Origin of the sequence: Streptomyces sp. G45 (assembly GCF_049542095.1) — a bacterium.
Taxonomy (GTDB): Bacteria; Actinomycetota; Actinomycetes; order Streptomycetales; family Streptomycetaceae; genus Streptomyces.
Map to the genome: position 1 here is coordinate 1151483 of NZ_JBMUZU010000001.1, position 19025 is coordinate 1170507.

The 19025-nt window shown below is 74.9% G+C and carries 17 protein-coding genes; 9 read left to right on the forward strand and 8 right to left on the reverse strand.

The genetic code is table 11. The features are described from left to right. Positions 1–101: 101 nt before the first annotated feature. The 3 genes from ACOBQU_RS04815 to ACOBQU_RS04825 all read right to left on the reverse strand — a co-directional run bounded on the left by ACOBQU_RS04815 (position 102) and on the right by ACOBQU_RS04825 (position 2429). The gene (locus ACOBQU_RS04815) at positions 102–776 is read right to left on the reverse strand and encodes a helix-turn-helix domain-containing protein (RefSeq protein WP_423624655.1); all 675 of its coding nucleotides are present in this window, start codon (positions 774–776) and stop codon (positions 102–104) included. A 66-nt stretch (positions 777–842) separates the two neighbouring features. Continuing rightward, positions 843–1601: a PIG-L deacetylase family protein gene (locus ACOBQU_RS04820; RefSeq protein WP_423624656.1), complete on the reverse strand. Its 759-nt coding sequence runs from the start codon at positions 1599–1601 to the stop codon at positions 843–845. A gap of 9 nt (positions 1602–1610) precedes the next feature. Beyond that, a complete protein-coding gene (locus ACOBQU_RS04825) occupies positions 1611–2429 on the reverse strand; it encodes a helix-turn-helix transcriptional regulator (protein ID WP_423624657.1) in 819 nt (272 codons plus the stop codon). Positions 2430–2611: 182 nt separating this feature from the next. Here ACOBQU_RS04825 and ACOBQU_RS04830 point away from each other — a divergent pair, with 182 nt between their 5' ends. Next, complete coding sequence (locus ACOBQU_RS04830) at positions 2612–3520, forward strand: MBL fold metallo-hydrolase (RefSeq protein WP_423624658.1); 909 nt, start codon at positions 2612–2614, stop codon at positions 3518–3520. A gap of 13 nt (positions 3521–3533) precedes the next feature. Here the strand turns inward: ACOBQU_RS04830 and ACOBQU_RS04835 are convergent, their stop codons facing one another. Beyond that, entirely contained in the window at positions 3534–4835 is a 1302-nt protein-coding gene (locus tag ACOBQU_RS04835) for an alpha/beta fold hydrolase (RefSeq protein ID WP_423624659.1), read from the reverse strand. A 137-nt stretch (positions 4836–4972) separates the two neighbouring features. On the opposite strand from ACOBQU_RS04835, the gene ACOBQU_RS04840 reads away from it, so the two are divergent. The 4 genes from ACOBQU_RS04840 to ACOBQU_RS04855 are packed head-to-tail and all read left to right on the forward strand — an operon-like array spanning position 4973 to position 9057. Then, positions 4973–5728, forward strand: a complete 756-nt coding sequence (locus tag ACOBQU_RS04840; RefSeq protein WP_423624660.1) for a (Fe-S)-binding protein — start codon at positions 4973–4975, stop codon at positions 5726–5728. Beyond that, a complete protein-coding gene (locus ACOBQU_RS04845) occupies positions 5725–7224 on the forward strand; it encodes a lactate utilization protein B (protein ID WP_423624661.1) in 1500 nt (499 codons plus the stop codon). Before ACOBQU_RS04840 ends, ACOBQU_RS04845 begins: the two co-directional genes overlap by 4 nt. Then, entirely contained in the window at positions 7221–7871 is a 651-nt protein-coding gene (locus ACOBQU_RS04850) for a LutC/YkgG family protein (RefSeq protein WP_423624662.1), read from the forward strand. The genes ACOBQU_RS04845 and ACOBQU_RS04850 overlap by 4 nt, the downstream gene beginning before the upstream one ends. 22 nt (positions 7872–7893) lie before the next feature. Continuing rightward, positions 7894–9057, forward strand: a complete 1164-nt coding sequence (locus ACOBQU_RS04855; protein WP_423624663.1) for an ABC transporter ATP-binding protein — start codon at positions 7894–7896, stop codon at positions 9055–9057. 526 nt (positions 9058–9583) lie between these two features. On the opposite strand, the gene ACOBQU_RS04860 is transcribed toward ACOBQU_RS04855, so the two are convergent. The 4 genes from ACOBQU_RS04860 to ACOBQU_RS04875 are packed head-to-tail and all read right to left on the reverse strand — an operon-like array spanning position 9584 to position 12564. Continuing rightward, a complete protein-coding gene (locus ACOBQU_RS04860; RefSeq protein ID WP_423624664.1) occupies positions 9584–10225 on the reverse strand; it encodes a class I SAM-dependent methyltransferase in 642 nt (213 codons plus the stop codon). A gap of 34 nt (positions 10226–10259) precedes the next feature. Continuing rightward, positions 10260–11204: an ABC transporter substrate-binding protein gene (locus ACOBQU_RS04865; protein WP_423624665.1), complete on the reverse strand. Its 945-nt coding sequence runs from the start codon at positions 11202–11204 to the stop codon at positions 10260–10262. Continuing rightward, a complete protein-coding gene (locus ACOBQU_RS04870) occupies positions 11201–11887 on the reverse strand; it encodes an ABC transporter permease (protein ID WP_423624666.1) in 687 nt (228 codons plus the stop codon). Before ACOBQU_RS04870 ends, ACOBQU_RS04865 begins: the two co-directional genes overlap by 4 nt. Next, positions 11884–12564: an ABC transporter permease gene (locus tag ACOBQU_RS04875; protein WP_423624667.1), complete on the reverse strand. Its 681-nt coding sequence runs from the start codon at positions 12562–12564 to the stop codon at positions 11884–11886. The genes ACOBQU_RS04870 and ACOBQU_RS04875 overlap by 4 nt, the downstream gene beginning before the upstream one ends. Before the next feature lie 705 nt (positions 12565–13269). Between ACOBQU_RS04875 and ACOBQU_RS04880 the strand changes: the two genes are divergently transcribed. From ACOBQU_RS04880 to ACOBQU_RS04895, 4 genes are all read left to right on the forward strand, one after another. Further along, positions 13270–14286, forward strand: a complete 1017-nt coding sequence (locus tag ACOBQU_RS04880) for a peptidyl-alpha-hydroxyglycine alpha-amidating lyase family protein (protein ID WP_423624668.1) — start codon at positions 13270–13272, stop codon at positions 14284–14286. Between the two features lie 350 nt (positions 14287–14636). After that, entirely contained in the window at positions 14637–16148 is a 1512-nt protein-coding gene (locus tag ACOBQU_RS04885) for a glycoside hydrolase family 3 protein (RefSeq protein WP_423624669.1), read from the forward strand. 522 nt (positions 16149–16670) lie between these two features. Then, positions 16671–17699, forward strand: coding sequence for a phytanoyl-CoA dioxygenase family protein (locus ACOBQU_RS04890; RefSeq protein WP_423624670.1), 1029 nt, complete (start codon positions 16671–16673; stop codon positions 17697–17699). Next, entirely contained in the window at positions 17696–19021 is a 1326-nt protein-coding gene (locus ACOBQU_RS04895) for a DUF6271 family protein (protein ID WP_423624671.1), read from the forward strand. Before ACOBQU_RS04890 ends, ACOBQU_RS04895 begins: the two co-directional genes overlap by 4 nt. Positions 19022–19025: the final 4 nt, after the last annotated feature.

The following is a 19025-nucleotide window of genomic DNA, read 5'->3' on the forward strand; positions in this document are numbered from 1 at the left end:
CTCCACGGGGTGTAGCGGACCGTACCGCGATGCATACTAAGCGGTCGCTTGCCCCAGGGGAACCTCGCGTCGGGGCCCCCGCCCGGCCCTCGGCCGCCTCGTCAGTCGCGGGCCGCGGACCTCGCCCGCGGCTTGGCCCGCACGTGCATCCGCTCCCCCTGCGGCCCGAACAGGCTCAGGAACTCCGCGGGCCCCTCGCCGGTCGAGCCGAACCAGTGCGGTACGCGCGTGTCGAACTCGGCGGCCTCGCCCGCGGACAGGACCACGTCGTGCTCGCCGAGGACGAGGCGCAGCTTCCCGGACAGGACGTACAGCCACTCGTACCCCTCGTGGGTGCGGGGGTCGGGCTCCACCGAGCGCTGCGGCTCGATGACCTTGTACGCCTGGAGGCCGCCGGGCTGCCGGGTCAGCGGCACCATGGTGCGGCCGTAGCGGACGATGGGCTTGGCCCGCACCCGCGGGTCGCCCACGGGCGGGGCGCCGACCAGTTCGTCGAGCGGCACCTGGTGGGCGCGGGCGATGGGCAGCAGCAGTTCGAGGCTGGGCCTGCGGCCGCCGGACTCCAGGCGGGAGAGGGTGCTGACGGAGATCCCGGTGGCGGCGGACAGCTCGGCGAGCGTCGCGCCGCGCTCCTTGCGGATCTTCCGCAGGCGGGGGCCGACGGCGGTCAGCACCTTGTCGGTCTCGCCGCCGTCCCCCTCGGGGGTGTGACGGTCTTCCTGACTGTCTTCCTGACTGCCTTCGTGACGGTTTCCGTGACTGCTTCGGGGTGCCATGCGCCCATTGCAGAATCGGCAACGCGTGATGTCAAACCCGCACCCCGGCCCGTGGCCGTGACGGCGTCAGCGGGCGAACAGCTGGAAGGTCACCGCGGGCGTCCCGCCGAAGCGCGGCGCCAGTTCCTCGGCGAACCCGGTGAGGAAGCCCCGGCAGTACTTCTCCGGGTCCTCGTCGGTCAGGGCCTCCAGGTAGGCGCGGTGTTCGAGCAGCGACCGGATGGCGCGCTCCATGCCGGGCCGCGCGTCCACCGCGTGCGTCGGCGTGTCCGACCCGGCCACGGCGACCCAGCGCACCCCGCCCCACGGCTCCAGGCCCCGCTCGGCGAGTTCGGGGAAGATCCAGCGGTTGCCCGCGTCGGCGGCGGCGTCGAGGGTGGCGCGGCCCACGGCGACGTGGTCCGGGGTGTTCCAGTGCGTCCCGGCCCAGGTCTCCTGGTAGTTGAGCGTGATGAGCAGCTCGGGCCGGTGCCTGCGGATGGCGGCGGCGATGTCGCGGCGCAGCGCCGTGCCGTACTCGATGACGCCGTCCCTGTGGTCGAGGAACTCGACGGTGTCCACGCCGACGACGGCGGCGCTGGCGCGCTGTTCGCGCTCGCGCAGCGGCCCGGCCTCGGCGGGCGGCAGGGTGTCGATCCCTGCCTCGCCCCGGGTGGCGAGCAGGTACGTCACCTCGCGTCCGGCGTCCGTCCAGGAGGCGATGGCGCCGGAGCAGCCGTACTCCAGGTCGTCGGGGTGGGCGACGACGGCCAGGGCCCGCTGCCAGTCCTCGGGCATCGGCTGGAGCTGGACGGGCGCGGTGGCGCTGTTCTGCGGCTCGGTCATGCCCGCAGCCTAGCCGCGCCGCGCCCGCCCGGCCCCGGGGCCGCCCAGCAGGGCGCGCAGCCGCCCGGGGGCGAGGCCGGTGTGGGCGCGCAGCACGCGCGTCATATGGGCCTGGTCGGTGAAGCCCAGGTCGGCGGCGAGCGCGGCGAGTTCGGTGTCCCCGGCGAGCAGCCGGTCCAGGGCCGCGGCGGTGCGCAACTGGCCGCGGTGGCGGGCGAGCGTGGTGCCGGTGACGGCGTGGAAGACCCGGCTGAGGTGGTACGGCGAGCAGTGCAGCAGCCGCGCCAGGTCGCCGAGGCTGAGGCGGGCGTCGGCGGCGAGGGCCTCGCGGGCGGCGTCGGCGAGGCGCCGCCGGGCGGCGGGCGCGGCCGGGACGCCGTGGGCGACGCGGGCCGGGGCGAGCTGGGCGAGGGCGGCGCCGGTGAACAGGGCGGTGCGCTCGGCGCGTTCGAAGGGGTCGGCGGCGGCGAGGAGGCGCCGGTGGGCGAGCGCGGCCTCGGGGGTGGCGCGGACCAGGCCCTGCGGGACGGTGGGGTCGCCGCCGAGCAGGTCGGCGAGCGCCGGTGCGGAGACGACGATCTCGGTGTAGCGGTCGCCGCCGTGCGGGTGCGCGAACTGCTGCTCCCCGCCGGGGCGTTCCACGAATACGGTCGTCGGGTCCATGACCTGCTCGACGCCGTCCACCCGGGCCCGTACGACGCCCGTGCGCACCAGCACGAGGCCGAACACGGCCGCGGGCCTGGGGGCCGTCCAGCCGTGCGGGGCGCCCTCGCAGCGCACGTCGGCGAGGTACAGGTCGTCGTCGCTCAGCAGTGTCCGCCGCTCCACGCCCCTGCCTCCCAACCGGGCCTCCGCGCGACGGTGTCGCGCGGCCCGCTCGCCCTCGCGCAAGAAAGTACAAGACCGGGCCGCCGCGGCGCGGGGAGCATCGGCCGTGCGTCCCCACCGGACGCCTCGGACCTACCGGGCCCTTGGGCTGGAGACAGGATGGAGACGGGATGGAGACGACCATGACGTGGTCCCCGCGGACGCCCCGGCGGCGCGCCCTCACCGGCGCGGCGGCGGCACTCTCAGCCACGGCGCTCGGCGCCCTGAGCGCCCCCGCCGTGGCACGGGGCGCCCGGAGCGCGGGCGACCTCGACGTCCTGGCGCTGCTCGACGCCGCGGGCCCCTTCCCGCTGCCCCGCGAGCGGGCCTTCCCCGACGCCACGCCCGAGCAGTGGGAGCGGGCCCGGCGCGCCGACCCGGGCGCGTTCGACGGGGACACCGGCTGGCGCCTGGCCTTTAGGGTGTTCGCGGTGCGCCGCCCCGGCGGCCGGGTCACGCTCGTCGACACCGGCGTCGGGCCCAGCGGCAGCCCGGCGGCGCCGTGGGCGCCGGTGCCGGGCAGGCTGCCGCGGGTGCTGGACGCGGCGGGCATCGACGTGCGCGACGTCGACACCGTCGTCCTCACCCACCTCCACGAGGACCACTACGGCTGGTCGGTGGGGCCCGACGGCGAACCGTTCTTCCCCGACGCCCGCTATCTGGTGCAGCGCGCGGAGCTTGCGGCGCTCGCCGCCGACGACTCCGCGTGGGGGTACGTCGTCGAGCCGCTGCGCCGCGCCGGGCAGCTCCACGAGGTCGACGGCCGCCATGTGCTGCGGCGCGGCCGGGGGCGGCTGACGCTGCTGCCCACGCCCGGGCACACGCCGGGCCACCAGTCGGTGCTCGTCGAGGGCGGCCGCCGGGACGTGGTGATCACCGGGGACGCCCTGGTGCACGCCGTGCAGCTGGTCGCGCCCGACGTGGGGTACGCCCTGGAGGGGGACCGGGAGCGGGCCCGCCGCAGCCGCCACGAGCTGTTCGCGGCGGCACGGCGGCGGCGGGCGCTGCTCGCCACCGCCCACCTGGGCCGCGCCTTCGTGCCCGCCCCCTGAGCGGGCCGGGGCGTCAGGCCTCTCCGCGCACCAGGCCGAGCAGCTTGTCGAGCACCCGCGGCCCGCTGGCCCGCAGCCCGTCGTGCTCGTACTCGTCGGTGATCCAGGTGCGCAGACCCCGGATGGCGCGCGCGGTGCGCAGCGCGTCGGCGGTGTCGACGTACAGGTCGTCGTGGTAGACGGCCGCGGCCACCGGCACCTCGTTCGCGGCGAGGCGCCCGGCGTCGTACAGCGGGGCCCAGTCGGCGCGGGCGGCGAGCAGGTCCGCGGTCTCGCGCAGCGGGCGCAGGGCCGGGTCGCAGTCGAACATCCAGCGCTGCACGGCCTCGCCGGTGAACAGCGGCGCCCCGCCCTCCGCGAGGCTCTTGCCCGCGTCGAAGCGCGGGAACTCGGCGCGCACCCGCTCGGCCGACCACGCGGTGGGCCGGTCGCCCTGCGCGTAGCACGCCTCGTGCAGCAGGGCGTACAGCGGATGGCCCGCGTACGACAGGAGGGCGTGGGCCTGCTCCTGGAAGGCGTCGGACAGCTCGTGGCCCGACGGCGTGCGGACGAAGGCGTCCTCCAGGAGGTAGTGCAGCCGGTCGCTGCCGTCGCCCGCGCCGAGCAGGATGCCGAAGGACTGGAAGGCCTCGACGGTGAAGCGGTAGCCGCCGGGCAGGACCGGCTCGTGCTCGGCGACGTACTCGGCGATCCGCCGGGCGCGCTCGACGTCCTGGGGGTAACGGGCGTAGTGCGCGAGGGACTTGCGCTCCATGCGCGGGTACGCGGCGCGGTACACGTCGTCGGCGTGGCCGTCCAGGGTCGGCAGGCCGCCGGTGATCAGTGCCGCGCTCAGGCCCTCGGGCGCGGACGACAGGTAGCGCGTGGCGCAGAAGCCGCCGAAGCTCTGGCCGAGCACGGTCCAGGGCGCGCCGCCGGTCACCTCGCGGCGGATCGCCTCGCAGTCCCGCACGATGGCGTCGGCGCGGAAGTGCGCCAGGTAGTCGGCCTGTTCGCGGGGGCCGCCGCGCAGCGGCAGGGTCTGCCGGTTGGCGGGGGTGGAGGCGCCGGTGCCGCGCTGGTCGAGCAGCAGGACGCGGTAGTCGCGCAGGGCGCGGCCGAGCCAGGCCTGGGTGCCGCTGAACCGGTTCGCCCCGAAGCCCGGGCCGCCCTGGAGGTACACCAGCCAGGGCAGCTCCGCGTCGGCCTTGCCCGCCGCCACGCACTCCCGCGCGAACAGCTCGATCCGCTCCCCCGCCGGGTCGGCGTGGTCGAGCGGCACGGTGAACCTGCGGTCGGTGAGGACGACTCCGGGCTGGCGGTAGGTGACGGTCAACGGGGCTCCCGGGGTGGAGGGCGGCGACAGGGGGACGGGCCGGGTGGGCCGTGCGGGCAACGTATCGCAACCCCCTCGCGCCGACGTACCCTGCGTACCTCGCAGCCACCCGATGACCGAGTGAGGAGGGATCGGCGATGCGTGTCGCCCTGTTCCTGACCTGCGTCAACGACACGCTCTACCCGGACACCGGCCGTGCCGTGGTGAAACTCCTGACCAGGCTGGGTGTCGACGTCGACTTCCCGATGGCGCAGACCTGCTGCGGGCAGGCGCACTACAACACCGGATACCGCCGTGAGGCGGAGCCGCTGGCCCGGCATTTCTCCGATGTCTTCGGGGAGTACGAGGCGATCGTGACGCCGTCCGGGTCGTGCGCCGCGATGGTGCGGGAGCTGTATCCGCGCATGGGCGAGCGGGCCGGGGCGGAGGGGCGGGGCGGCTCCCTCGCGGCGGCCGTGGCGCCGGTGGTGCCGAGGACGTACGAGCTGACGGAGTTCCTGGTGGACGTCCTCGGCGTCGGGGACGTCGGCGCGTACTTCCCGCACCGGGTGACCTACCACCCCACGTGTCACGGACTGCGCGCCCTCGGCCTCGGTGAGCGGCCGACGCGGCTGCTGCGCGCGGTCAGGGGGCTTGAGCTGGTGGAGCTGCCCGGCGCGGAGGAGTGCTGCGGGTTCGGCGGCACGTTCGCGGTGAAGAACGCCGCCGTCTCCGCCGCGATGGGCGCGGACAAGGTGCGCGCCGCGGAGTCGACCGGCGCCGACGTGCTGTGCGCGGCCGACAACTCCTGCCTCACCCACATCGGCGGCACCATGGCGCGGCTGCGCACCCGGATGCGGCCCGTGCACCTCGCGGAGATCCTGGCGAGCACCGAGGAGGAACCCTGGTCATGAGCGGCACCTTCCTCGGCATGCCGGGCTCCGGCCCGCCCCGCCGCCCCGCGTTCCCCGAGGCGGCCCGCGAGGCCGTGGGGAACGCGACCCTGCGGGCCAATCTGCGCCACGCCACGCACACCATCCGCGACAAGCGCGCCCGGGCCGTCGCCGAACTCGACGGCTGGGCGCGGCTGCGCGAGGCGGGCAAACGCATCAAGGACGAGACGCTGCGCCACCTCGACCGGCATCTGCTGCGCCTGGAGGAGTCGGTCACCGCGGCGGGCGGCACCGTGCACTGGGCGCGGGACGCCGCCGAGGCCAACCGGATCGTCGCCGACCTGGTCAAGGCGACCGGGGAGCGGGAGGCCGTCAAGGTCAAGTCGATGGCGACGCAGGAGATCGGCCTCAACGAGGCCCTGGAGGCGGAGGGCATCCGCGCGTACGAGACCGATCTGGCCGAGCTGATCGTGCAGTTGGGCGAGGACCGGCCCAGCCACATCCTGGTCCCCGCCATCCACCGCAACCGCGGCGAGATCCAGGCCGTCTTCCGCGACCGGATGGCCGCCTGGGGCCGCCCCGCCCCCGACGGCCTCTCCGACGCGCCCGCCGACCTCGCCGAGGCCGCGCGGCTGCATCTGCGGGAGAAGTTCCTGCGCGCCAAGGTCGGCATCTCGGGCGCGAACTTCATGGTCGCCGAGACCGGCACGCTCGTGGTCGTCGAGTCCGAGGGCAACGGCCGGATGTGCCTGACGCTGCCCGAGACCCTGATCTCCGTCGTCGGTATCGAGAAGGTGGTGCCGACCTGGCGGGACCTGGAGGTGTTCCTCCAGACGCTGCCCCGCTCGTCGACGGCCGAGCGCATGAACCCGTACACGTCGATGTGGACCGGCACCTCCGACTCCGACGGGCCCCGCGCCTTCCACCTGGTGCTGCTCGACAACGGCCGCACCGACGCCCTCGCCGACGAGGTGGGACGGCAGGCCCTGCGCTGCATCCGCTGCTCCGCCTGCCTGAACGTGTGCCCGGTGTACGAGCGGGCGGGCGGCCACGCGTACGGCTCGGTGTACCCGGGCCCGATCGGGGCGATCCTCACCCCGCAGCTGCGGGGCACGGGCAGCGAGGTCGACGCGTCCCTGCCGTACGCGTCGAGCCTGTGCGGCGCCTGCTACGACGTGTGCCCCGTGGCCATCGACATCCCGGAGGTCCTGGTGCACCTGCGGGAGCGGGTCGTGCAGGGCGGCGAGGTGACGCGGCGCGGCGTGAAGGTGACAGTGCGGCCCGCGAAGGGGCACGCGGTGGAGCGGGCGGCCATGCGGGCGGCGCGCTGGGCGCTGCGGCGGCCGGGGGTGCTGCGGGCCGGGCAGCGCGCCGCCGCGCGCACCCGCGCCCTGCACCCGCGCACCCTGCCGGGCCCCGGCCGGGCGTGGACCGCGACGCGGGACCTGCCGCCGGTGCCCGCCGAGCCGTTCCGGGACTGGTGGCGGCGCACCCGCGGCGAAGGGAGCGGGGCATGAGCGGCAGGGAGGTGGTCCTCGGCCGGATCAGACGGGCCCTCGCCCCCACGGCCAGCGGTGCGCGGGAGGCGTACGAGGACGCTGTGCCCCGGGACTATCTGCGCGAGCACGGCACGCGCACCCCCGAGCAGACCGTCGACCTGCTCGCCGGGAACCTCGCCGACTACCGGGCCTTGGTGCACCGCACGGACGCGGACGGCCTCCCGGGGCTGCTGGCGCGACGGCTCGCCGAGCGGGGCGCGCGGACGGTGGTCGTGCCGCCCGGCCTGCCGCCGTGGTGGCTGAGGGACGCCGACCCGGTCCGCGTCCACGACCGCGCCGCCACCACCGCGCGGGAACTGGACGAGGCCGACAGCGTCGTCACGGGCTGCGCGCTGGCCATCGCCGAGACCGGCACGCTGGTCCTGGACGGCTCGCCCGACCAGGGCCGCCGCCGCATCACGCTCGTGCCCGACCACCACGTCTGCGTCGTACGCGTCCCCGACCAGGTCGTCGCGTCGGTCCCGGTGGCCCTCGAACGGCTCGACCCGGTCCGGCCGCTCACCTGGATCTCCGGCCCGTCCGCGACCAGCGACATCGAGCTGGACCGGGTCGAGGGCGTGCACGGGCCGCGCACCCTGGAGGTGGTGCTGGTGAGCGGGGTGTGACGGGCGCGGTTAGCGTGAGGGAATGATCCGGTTCGAGCAGGTGACCAAGCGCTACCCGGACGGCACGACGGCCGTGGACGACCTGTCGTTCGAGGTCGCCGAGGGCGAGCTGGTCACGCTCGTGGGCCCCTCGGGCTGCGGCAAGACCACCACGATGATGATGGTGAACCGGCTGATCGAGCCCACGGCGGGCCGCGTGTACGTGAACGGCCAGGACGTCTCGGCCGTCGACCCGGTGCGGCTGCGCCGCCGCATCGGGTACGTCATCCAGCAGGTCGGCCTGTTCCCGCACCGCACCGTCCTCGACAACACGGCGACCGTGCCCGCCCTGGTCGGCTGGAAGCGGTCCAGGGCCCGCGCCCGGGCCGCCGAACTCCTCGACCTGGTGGGCCTTGACCCGGCCACGTACGGGCCGCGCTACCCCGAGCAGCTCTCCGGCGGCCAGCGCCAGCGCGTCGGCGTGGCCCGCGCGCTCGCCGCGGACCCGCCGGTGCTCCTGATGGACGAGCCGTTCGGCGCGGTCGACCCGGTGGTGCGGGAGAAGCTGCAGAACGAGTTCCTGAGCCTCCAGCGGACCGTGCGCAAGACCGTCCTGATGGTCACGCACGACATCGAGGAGGCGGTGCGCATGGGGGACCGGGTCGCGGTGTACGGGCAGGGGCGCATCGAGCAGTTCGACACGCCGGGCGCGGTCCTGGGCACGCCCGCGTCGCCGTACGTCGCCGAGTTCGTCGGCGCCGACCGGGGACTGAAGCGGCTTTCGGTGACCGCGGTCGAGGCCGACGACCTGGAGCAGCCGCCCGTCGCCCGCCTGGACGAGCCCGCGGCGCAGGCCGCGGCCCGGCTGCGCGCCGACGCCGCCCGCTGGGCGGTGGTCGTGGACGCCGAGGGCGCGCTGCACGGCTGGGTCGGCGTCGACGAGGTGGCGCTCGCCGGTGACGGCGCCGCGGTCGGCGACCTCGCGCACCGCATGAACTCCTGGGTGCCGGTGGGCGCCCCGCTGAAGCAGGCGTTCGGGGTGATGCTCCAGCACGACGCGGGCTGGGTCGCGGTCCTGGACGGGGCCCGCTTCGTGGGGGTGCTCACCCCGGCGAAGCTGCACGAGGCGCTGCGGCGGTCGGTGGACGCGGACGCCCAGGGGGTGGGGCGGGGGGAGGTGGAGTTCGACTCGGTCGCCGACGCGTAGTCGCTGCGCTGTGCTTGAGCAGTTCCTCGCCGCGGGTGTGCTTCTTGCCGCGGGTGCGTCGTGGTTGCTCGCGCCGTTCCCCGCGCCCCTTCGGGGCCCGCCCCCCTCCGCGGGTGCGTTGCGGTTGCCTGCGCCGTTCCCCGCGGCTCTTCAGGGCCCGTCCCTCTCTGCGGGTGCGTCGTGGTTGCTCGCGCCGTTCCCCGCGCCCCTTCGGGGCCCGCCCCTCTCTGCGGGTGCGTCGTGGTTGCTCGCGCCGTTCCCCGCGCCCCTTCGGGGCCCGCCCCCTCTCTGCGGGTGCGTCGTGGTTGCTCGCGCCGTTCCCCGCGCCCCTTCGGGGCCCGCCCCCTCTCTGCGGGTGCGTCGTGGTTGCTCGCGCCGTTCCCCGCGCCCCTTCGGGGCCCGCCCCTCTCTGCGGGTGCGTCGTGGTTGCTCGCGCCGTTCCCCGCGCCCCTTCGGGGCCCGTCCCTCTCTGCGGGTGGGTTGTGGTTGCTCGTGCCGGTCCCTGTGGCCCTTTGGGGCGCGGCAGTTAGGCGCGGTGTGCCAGGACGTACGCGCGGTGGGTTTGGGCCTCGGCCGGGACGGGGGCGCGTTCCAGGCGCATTTCCAGTGTGAAGCCCGCCTGTTCCAGGAGGGCGGTGACCTCCTGGACCGGCAGGAAGCGGAAGTCCAGGTTCACGTCGTGGCCCCACCACTCGTCCAGGTGGCGGGTCTCCGTGCCGATGTGGAAGGACACGAGCAGCAGCCCGGCGGGGCGCAGCACGCGGTGGGCCTCGTGGAAGGCGGGGAGCAGTTCGCCGGGGGCGAGGTGGATGATCGTGTAGAGGGCGACGGCCGCGCCGAACTCGCCGTCCTCGGCGGGCAGCGCGAGCAGGTCGCCCTGGCGGAACTCCACCTGGGGGTAGCGGCGGCGGCCCTCGGCGAGCATGCCCGCGGACAGGTCGACGCCGACGGCTCGGGCGCCGTGCCCGGCGAGGTGTGCCGCCACGTGGCCCGGGCCGCAGCCGAGGTCCGCGATGGGCGCGCCCCGGGGGGCGCGTTCCGCCAGGCTGGACAGGAGCGCCCGGTCGAGGGGCTTGGCGTCGAGTTCGGCGTGCAGGCGGGTGGCGTACTCCCCCGCGACGGTGTCGTAGCTGCGTCGTACGGCGTCGTGGTCCCCGTGGTCGGCCATGCGGGCCAGCATGGCACCCGCGCGGGCCGGGGGTTCACAGCAGGCCCTTGTCCTGGAGGTAGTTCCTCGCCACGTCCTCGGGCAGGCGCCGCCAGCTGTCCACCTGGCGGTTCAGGTCCGCCAGGTCCGCGGTGGTCAGGACGGTGTTGAGGCGGCCGAGGGCGCGGGCCACGGGCTCGCTGCCCGCGCGGGAGCGGTTGACGACCGGGACGACGTAGTCGGCGTTCTGGAGGTGCTGGTCGTCGGCCAGCAGGACCAGGCCGAACTCGTCGAGGGTGGCGTCGGTGGACGTGGTGAGCACCATCTGGTCCTGGCCGCTCTGCACCGCCTTCTTGGCCTGGGTGGTGCCCACGCCCTTGGGGTCGACACCGGTGATGTCGATGCCGTACACGGACTTCAGGCCCGGTGCGCAGTACGGGCGGCGCACGCACTCGTCGCCCGCGGCGAGCCGCACCTTCAGGCCGGACCTGCCCAGGTCGGAGAGGGTCTTCAGGCGGTGTTCGCGGGCGTAGGACGCGGCGACCGCGAACGCGTTCTGGTCGACGGCCCGGCCCGGGTCGAGGACGGTCAGGCCGCGGGGCGCGGCGAGGGCGCGCAGGGCCTTCATGGTGCGGCCGAGGTCGGGCGAGCCGACGGGCTCGGCGTCGGCGCCGTGGGCCTTGGCGTTCAGCCAGTCCGCGAACGTCGCCGCGTACTCGGGTACGACGTCGATCTGCCCGGCCTCCAGGGCGGGTTCGTACAGCTCGCGGTTGGCCACGGAGAGGAACTCCGTGCCGTATCCCGCCTTGTGGAGCAGCAGCGCGTACATGTGCGCCAGCAGGTCGCTCTCCGTGAAGCCCGCGGAGCCGACGACGAGGTGCTTGCTGTCGCCGGGCGCGCCGGTGACCTCGTCCCGCGTCTCCAGGGAGGGGCCCGTGGCACAGCCCGCGGCCAGCACGAGCACCGCGAGGAGCCCCCCGCACCGGGCGCGCCGCCTCATGCCGCGCCCCGGGTGCGCACGGCGCGGGCCAGGCCCGGCGCGTACCGCTCGGCGAGTTCGAAGGCGCCCTCGACGACGAGCGCGAAGGCGGCGACGAGGGCCGCGCCCGCGACGACCTGCGGCGTGCTGGCCAGGTTGAAGCCCGCGGTGATGATCCGGCCGAGGCCGCCGCCGCCCGCGAGGGCGGCGATGGTGGCGGTGGCGACGAGCTGGACCGCGGCGAGCCGTACGCCGCTCATGATCAGCGGAAGCGCCAGCGGGGCCTCGACCCGCCACAGCATCTGCCAGCCGGTCATGCCCATGCCCCGCGCCGCCCGTACGACGCCCCGGTCGACCTCGCGCATCCCGACGTAGGCGTTGGTGAGCAGCGGCGGCACGGCGAACAGGACGAGGGCGACGACCGTCGGCCCCTCGCCCCACCTGCCGACCGGGGTGAGCAGCAGCAGGACGAGCACCGCGAAGGTCGGCACGGCGCGGCCCACGTTGGCGAGGTTCACGGCGAGCGCCCCGCCCCTGCCGAGGTGGCCGAGGGCGAGCGCCACGGGCAGCGCGACGAGGCAGCTGATCAGCAGGCAGACCGCCGTCAGGACGAGGTGCTCCAGGAGCCGCTGGCCGATGCCGCCGTCGCCGGACCAGTGGGCGGGGTCGGTGAGCCAGCGCCAGGCGTCGGCGAGGGTCGTCATGCGCGGGCCGCCCTCGTCCAGGGCGTGAGCAGCCGCTGGACGCCGAGCAGCAGCAGGTCGGCGAGGACGGCGAGGAGCACGCACAGCACGGACGCGGTGAGGACCTGGGCCTTGAAGTAGGTGTTCATGCCCGCGTAGATGAGGTTGCCGAGCCCGCCGAAGCCGACGATGGCGCCGACGGTGAGCAGGGAGATCGCCGAGACCGTCGCGATGCGCAGGCCCGCCATGGCGGCGGGCAGGGCGAGCGGCAGTTCGACGGTGAGCAGCAGCCGGACGGGTCCGTAGCCCATGCCGCGTGCGGCCTGCCGGGTCTCCTCGGGGACGGCGCGCAGCCCCGCGAGGATGTTGCGGACGAGGAGGGTGAGCGAGTACAGGACGAGCCCGGCGACGACGAGGGACGCGGAGAGCCCGTAGACGGGCAGCAGCAGCGAGAACATCGCGAGCGACGGGATCGTGTACAGGACGGTGGTGACGGCCAGCACGGGCCCGGCGGCGAGGCGCCAGCGCCGGGCGGCGACGGCGAGCGGCAGCGCCACGGCCAGCGCGATCAGGACGGCGACGGCGGTCAGCTCCAGGTGCTGGAGCACGGCGTCGGTGAGGATGTGCCGACGCGTGCTCAGATACTCGCCGCAGATCCATTCGTTGCGCGCGAGGCAGTCGTCCGGGGGCGCGGTCACCCGTCCATTCCACCGGCGGGAGCGGGCGGGGGCGCGTCGGGGTGGGCCGTACGGGGGTACGCGCGGGGCGGGGGTCGCCGGGCGCGGCCCGGGGGTTCCTGGATGAGCCCGGGGCCGTGTCCGGTCCGTGCGGGACGACTCGCCCCCACCGGCGCGACGCCGGTCCCCCGCCGGGGTGGTACGGCGCCGATCCCTCGGCGGCGCGAGACCGGACGCGAGGCGGGGCCAGGCCGGTCCGCGGCGGTGCGGGGCCGACGCCCCGCCGGTGTCCCGCCGGGCCGGGGTTGGTCGCCCGACGGGACGACCCAGGGTCGGAAGCCCGCAGCGCGGAGCCAGCTCCCCCGGGGCGGGGCCAGGCCGCTCCCCAGCGGTGCCGGGGGCGACGCCCCGCCGGTGTCCCGCCAGGGTGGGACCGGTCACCCGATGGCCCGGCGCGAAGCAGGCCGGTATCCCAGCCGGGCCGGGGCCGGTCCCCCGGCGGCCCGAGGTCGGACACCCGCCGGTGCCAGGCCGGACGCCTGCCGACGCGATGCCGGGCACCAGCCGGTGCGAGGCCGCGCACCCGGCGGTGCGAGGCCGCGTTACCCGCCGGTGCGGGGCCGCGTACCCGGCGGCGCGGGGTCGGTGCCAGGCGGCGCGGTCTGTCGCGGCGGGTCCCGCGGTCGTACGATCCGGGGCGGGCCCACTCGTCCGGGGAGGACCATCGTGGCTGTCGGACCCGCGACCAGTGAGACCGTCTACGAACCCGTGCCGTTCTGGGCCAGGATCCCGCACGGCATCTGGCTCCAGGAGGCCACCTCCGTCGCCGTCGACTCGGCGGACCGCGTCCACGTGTTCAACCGGGGCACCATGCCGGTGCTGGTCTTCGACCGGGACGGGAACGTCGTGGACATGTGGGGCAACGACACGCCGTTCGGCGGCACGGAGCTGATCGACAACGCGTACGGCACGACCACGCCGCGCTGGAAGGGCTCCCGCTTCCTGCACCCGCACGCCGTCACCGTGGACCACGAGGACCACCTGTGGCTCGTGGACGACCTCGGCAACCGCATCACCAAGACGGACCGCGAGGGCAACACCCTGCTCACCCTCGGCACCGGCCGTCCGGCCGCCTTCCAGAGCGGTGAGCCCTTCAGCCGCCCCACCGACGTGGCCGTCGACCCCGCGTCGGGCGACGTCTTCGTGACCGACGGCTACGGCAACTCGCGGGTGCACCGCTTCACCGCGGACGGGCGGCACCTCACCTCGTGGGGCGGACCCGGCAGCGACGAGGGGCAGTTCAGCCTGCCGCACAACATCGCGATGTTCGGCGACGACGCCGTGATCGTCTGCGACCGCGAGAACCACCGCGTCCAGGTCTTCTCCCTCGACGGCGAGTTCCGCGCGACCTGGCACTCCCACCGCCCCGCCGCCGTCTGCGCGGGCCGCGGCCCGGACACCAACGTCTACGTCGCCGAGCAGGGGCCGCCGCCGGTGCAGACGGGCGTCCCCGGACTCGGCCACCGGATCCAGGTATTTGACCGGGACGGGCGCCTCGTGACCCGGTTCGGGGCGCCGCTGCCCGGCGAGGCCCCGGACCAGTTCAACTGGCCGCACGGCGTGGCCGTGGACTCCGAGGGGAGCGTGTACGCGGCGGAGGTGTCCTACGTCGAGGTCGGCAGCAAGCTGGACCCGCCGCGCGAGCTGGTGAGCCTGCGCAAGTGGCGCCGCGTGCGGGGCTGACGGCGCGACGGCTCACCGGAAGGCGGCCCGACGGACCGTCACCCGACACTCCGTCAGCTGACGGCATGGCAGCTGACCGTCCGGGGCCCCGACGGCGCGTCCGCGCCCCGCGGCCCACGCCCCGCCCGGGGCGTCGCCCTCCGGCCATCCGGCGACGCCACTGCGGCCACTCCGGTATCCCCCGGCCCCAAGCCCGCGCGCATTCAGGCCAATTGGGCACAAGTCAACACACAGGGACTTCTTGACACCCCGGATTGGTATAGGCCAATATCCGGCACGTTCGCAGTGCTCCGCCGCCCCGGCCGAGCCGCCGCGCCCCGTCCCTCCGGAGGTCCCTCATGGCAAGCACCATGGCAAGCACCAGCCACCCGCAGCTCACCCGCCTTGCCAACTCCGTGCTCCAGCCGGGGTTCGTGGGGACCACCGCGCCGGACTGGGTGCGCCGCAGGATCGCCGACGGACTCGCCTCGGTCGTGCTGTTCGGGCGCAACATCGAAAGCCCCGAGCAGGTCGCCGCGCTCACCGCGTCCCTGCGCGCCGAGAACCCCGACCTGATCGTCGCCATCGACGAGGAGGCGGGCGACGTCACCCGCATCGACGCGCGCACCGGCGCCTCCTGGCCCGGCAACCTGGCGCTCGGCGCCATCGACGACACGGCCCTGACCGAGCGCGTCGCCCGCGACATCGGCCGCCAGCTGCGCGAGATCGGCGTCTCCCTGGACTACGCGCCGAGCGCCGACGTCAACTCCAACCCCATGAACCCGGTGATCGGCGTGCGCTCCTTCGGCGCGCGCACGGACGTCGTCGCCCGGCAGACCGCCGCCTGGGTCCGCGGCCTGCAGTCCGCCGGAGTGGCCGCCTGCGCCAAGCACTTCCCCGGCCACGGGGACACCAGCGTGGACTCCCACCACGGCCTGCCCCGCTTCACCGCCGACGCCGAGGAGATCGCGCGCACCGCGCTGCCACCGTTCACCGCCGCCATGGAGGCGGGCGTGCGCGCCGTGATGACCGCCCACATGCTGGTCCCGGCGCACGACGGCGAACTGCCCGCGACGCTCAGCCGCCCCATCGTCCACGACCTGCTGCGTGGCCAGCTCGGCTTCACCGGCCTGGTCGTCACCGACGGCATCGAGATGAGCGCCGTCTCCGGCCCCTACGGCATCGGCGGCGCCACCGTGCGGGCCGTCGCCGCGGGCGTGGACGCGGTGTGCGTCGGCGGCGAGAGCGCCGAGGAGGCCACCACCGTCGACCTCGCCGACGCCCTCGTGCGCGCCGTGCTCGACGGCACCCTGCCCGAGGAGCGCCTGGCCGACGCCGCGACCCGCGTACGGGAGTTCGCCGCCTGGTCGGCCACGCTCACGCGGCAGCCGGAGCCCGCCGCCGACGCCGCCGACATCGGCCTGGAGGCCGCGCGCCGCGCCGTGCGCGTGCACAAGGCGGACACCGGCGCCGCGCTGCCGCTCACCGCCGACCCGCACGTCGTCGAGCTGTCCGCCACGATGAGCCTGGCCGTCGACGGCGCGACCCCCTGGGGCGTGGCCGAGCCGCTGCGCGCGCTGCGCCCCGGCACGACGTCCGTGCGCGTGTCGGAGGCCGACCTCACCGCCGAGCCCGGCCTGCTCGACCGGGTCGCCCTGACGCCCGCGACCGGGCGTCAACTGGTCGTCGTCGTACGGGACGCGGCCCGCCACCCCTGGATGTCGCAGGCGCTCACGGGCCTGGTGCGCCGCCGCCCGGACGCGCTCGTCGTGGAGATGGGCGTGCCCGCGGGCGAACAGCTCGGGGCGGTCCACCTGATCACGCACGGTGCGACGCGCGTCTCCGGCATCGCCGCCGCGGAAGTCCTCGTCGGCACCGACTGAGCGCCGCGGCACCCCCGTTCTCCAGCGGTTATCCGATCTTGTCCGGTCCCTTCCGGACGAGTCGTCACCCAAGCGGCACCGCTCGCTGACGCACCGCGACGCCCCAACACGCGACCCGCGGACACCGGTTGACTTCGCTGATGGTCTAGTCCATCTTGGTTCCACCCGAACCTGGTCTAGTCCTTCGGGAGTTCACGCCGACCCCTCGCCCGTCCCCGCCGGGGCGCCGACACGCCCCCGCCCACCGCGATCCGCCGCCCGCACGCGAGACCACCCCCATGGCGCGTGCGGCGCGCGGACGCCCGCCGACACCCCTCACTCGCACCGCACCTCGTTCCTCGTGCCCTTCCCGGCCCGCGACGACGGCCGCGCCCTCGCCGTTCCCGTCGTCGCCGCCCGTCGAGGCCTCCCCCACGCACGGAACCGCGCAGGAGCGGTCGCTCCCCTTCCGTCCCCACCCCCGACCGCTCCCGTGACCGTCCACTGACCGTCCACCGCGCACCCGAGCCCTGGAGGAGTCCTGTGTCCACACCGCCCCATCTGTACCGAGCCGCCTGCGAGCTGCCCTACTTCAGCTCCGACGCCGACACCTACCTGGCGCAGTTCCCCCTGAGGGACCTTCAGAAGACCCGTCCGCTGCGGGTCCTGACGGACGAGCAGTTCACCCAGTGGCAGACCCAGGGCTACGTCGTGGTCAGCGAGGCGATACCCGCCGACCACGCCCGCCGCCTCCTCGACTTCACCTGGGACTTCCAGGGCCTGGACCGCGAACGCCCGGACACCTGGTACGAGGAGCGGGAGTTCCGTACGGACCTGGAGCGGGACCTGTACGTCTACGGCTTCGTCGAGGCGTACCACCACCAGCTCATCTGGGACAGCCGCCAGACGCGGCGCGTCTACGACGCCTTCGTCGACGTGTGGGACTGCGAGGAGCTGTGGGTCACCCTGGACCGGCTCAACCTCAACCCGCCGAACGTCAAGAACCGCTCCCGCTCCCTGATCGAGCCCACCGAGCGGGGCTTCGACATCGAGCTGCACTGGGACGTGGACTCCACCCGCAGCGTCCTGCCGCAGCGCGTCCAGGGCATCATCGCGCTGCACGACACCGAGGCGGAACTCGGCGGCTTCCAGTGCTGCCCCGAGCTGTTCCGGCAGTTCGACCGCTGGAAGCTCGACCAGCCCGCCGACCGCGACCCGGTGCGCCCGGCCGTCGACCGGTCCGAGTTCCCCGTCGTACGCCCCGAGCTGAAGGCGGGCGACCTGCTGATCTGGAACGGCATGCTGGCGCACGGAGTGGCGCCCAACACCTCCGAGCGCGGCGTGCGGGCCGTGCAGTACCTGTCGATGATGCCCGCCCTCGAAGAGCACCACGCGCTGCGCAAGTCCCGCGTGGAGTCCTGGCGCCACCTGTCGACGCCGGACTGGAACGTGACCCTGCTCGGCGACGCCCGCCAGCACGAGTCCGAGCGCTACGGCACCGCCAGCCTCACCGACCTCGGCGAGAAGCTGCTCGGCCTGACGTCCTGGCACACGGAAGCCTCCGACCGGTGAGCGGGGCGGACACCGCGCGCAGGGTCTGCCTGGCCCTGCCCACCAACCGGGCCTGCGCCCCGGTGGTCACCGCGCTCGGCGGGGAGGCCCGGTACGCCGCCGCGCACTTCGGCGTCGAGGTGCACCTGCTCGTCCTCGACTCCTCCGCGCCGGACGACCTCACCGCGCACGCCCAGGCCCTGGCGGAGTTCCGGGACGTGCCGGGCGTCGTCGTCCACCACCTCGACGAGGACCGGCAGCGGGACTTCCTGCGCCGGGTCGTGCACGCCGCCGACGTCCTCAAGCCCGACCTGCTGCTCGACCTGATGCTGCCGTCGGCGCTGTCGTACGGCGCCTGCACCAACCGGGCGTTCCTGATCGCGGCGGCGCTCGGCTGCGCGTCGGTGCACCGCAGGGACTCCGACAGCGCCTACCAGGTCCTGGACGGCGAGCCGGTCTACCCCATCCACCACGAGCTGGCCTCCCTGGGCAGGCGCGCCGCCGACGCCACGGCCGCGGTGACCGGAACCGACCTGGACCCGGCGCACCACGACAAGCCGGTGGTCCTCGTCGGCAGCTCCTTCATCGGTGAACTCTCCGTGGACATCGGCGAGATCCACGACCTCGACCGCGAGGTCTACTACGACGTCGTCAGCCTGTGGGCGCCGCAGGACTGGCCCGAGGCGCGCAAGCGGGACCTGGTCGACGAGTCCTTCAGGGGCGCGGGCCTCGACCCGTTCACCGAGGACCGCGCCGTGCTCACCCACGTCGACCCGATGCGCGTCGACATGTGCAACATCAGCTTCCACCGCGTGCACGAGCAGATCCCGCTGCCGCCCGCCACCGACACCATCGGCAGCGACTACTTCCTGCTGCACGTGGTGTACGACGCCACGCTGCCCGGCGTCCTGCACAACCGCACCATCGTGAACTACTACACGGGCGAGCGCAGGACCGACTCCGGCTTCACGGCGTACCAGAACCGGTTCACGAAGTTCTTCCTGTCCATGCTCTACCTCAACCACGTCTACGCGGAGATGGAGCGGGCCGGGAGCGCGCTCCTGGACGAGCGCCACGACGTCCGCGCCGACCAGATCGCCCGGCTGGTGCGGGACAGCGCGCGGCTGGACACCGCGGAGAACGTCCACCGGCTCGACGTCCTGGAGCGCTCGTACCGCAAGCTCGGCGGCAAGTACGCCGCGTTCGCCGACGCCCTGCCCGCGCGCCGCGAGCGGCTGCTCGCCGAGGCGCGGCACGACATGGAAGACTTCGCCCTGCTCATCGAGGCCTGGGCGGCACTGATCCGGGCCGCGCGTGCGGCCGACGCGTCGAGCCTCGGGTAGCGGC

Excerpts from the sequence above, each read along its gene's own strand:
- ACOBQU_RS04815 (WP_423624655.1), bottom strand. The coding sequence starts at position 776 with ATGGCACCCCGAAGCAGTCACGGAAACCGTCACGAAGGCAGTCAGGAA.
- ACOBQU_RS04820 (WP_423624656.1), bottom strand. The coding sequence starts at position 1,601 with ATGACCGAGCCGCAGAACAGCGCCACCGCGCCCGTCCAGCTCCAGCCG.
- ACOBQU_RS04830 (WP_423624658.1), top strand. The coding sequence starts at position 2,612 with ATGACGTGGTCCCCGCGGACGCCCCGGCGGCGCGCCCTCACCGGCGCG.
- ACOBQU_RS04840 (WP_423624660.1), top strand. The coding sequence starts at position 4,973 with ATGCGTGTCGCCCTGTTCCTGACCTGCGTCAACGACACGCTCTACCCG.
- ACOBQU_RS04845 (WP_423624661.1), top strand. The coding sequence starts at position 5,725 with ATGAGCGGCACCTTCCTCGGCATGCCGGGCTCCGGCCCGCCCCGCCGC.
- ACOBQU_RS04850 (WP_423624662.1), top strand. The coding sequence starts at position 7,221 with ATGAGCGGCAGGGAGGTGGTCCTCGGCCGGATCAGACGGGCCCTCGCC.
- ACOBQU_RS04855 (WP_423624663.1), top strand. The coding sequence starts at position 7,894 with ATGATCCGGTTCGAGCAGGTGACCAAGCGCTACCCGGACGGCACGACG.
- ACOBQU_RS04860 (WP_423624664.1), bottom strand. The coding sequence starts at position 10,225 with ATGGCCGACCACGGGGACCACGACGCCGTACGACGCAGCTACGACACC.
- ACOBQU_RS04865 (WP_423624665.1), bottom strand. The coding sequence starts at position 11,204 with ATGAGGCGGCGCGCCCGGTGCGGGGGGCTCCTCGCGGTGCTCGTGCTG.
- ACOBQU_RS04870 (WP_423624666.1), bottom strand. The coding sequence starts at position 11,887 with ATGACGACCCTCGCCGACGCCTGGCGCTGGCTCACCGACCCCGCCCAC.
- ACOBQU_RS04885 (WP_423624669.1), top strand. The coding sequence starts at position 14,637 with ATGGCAAGCACCAGCCACCCGCAGCTCACCCGCCTTGCCAACTCCGTG.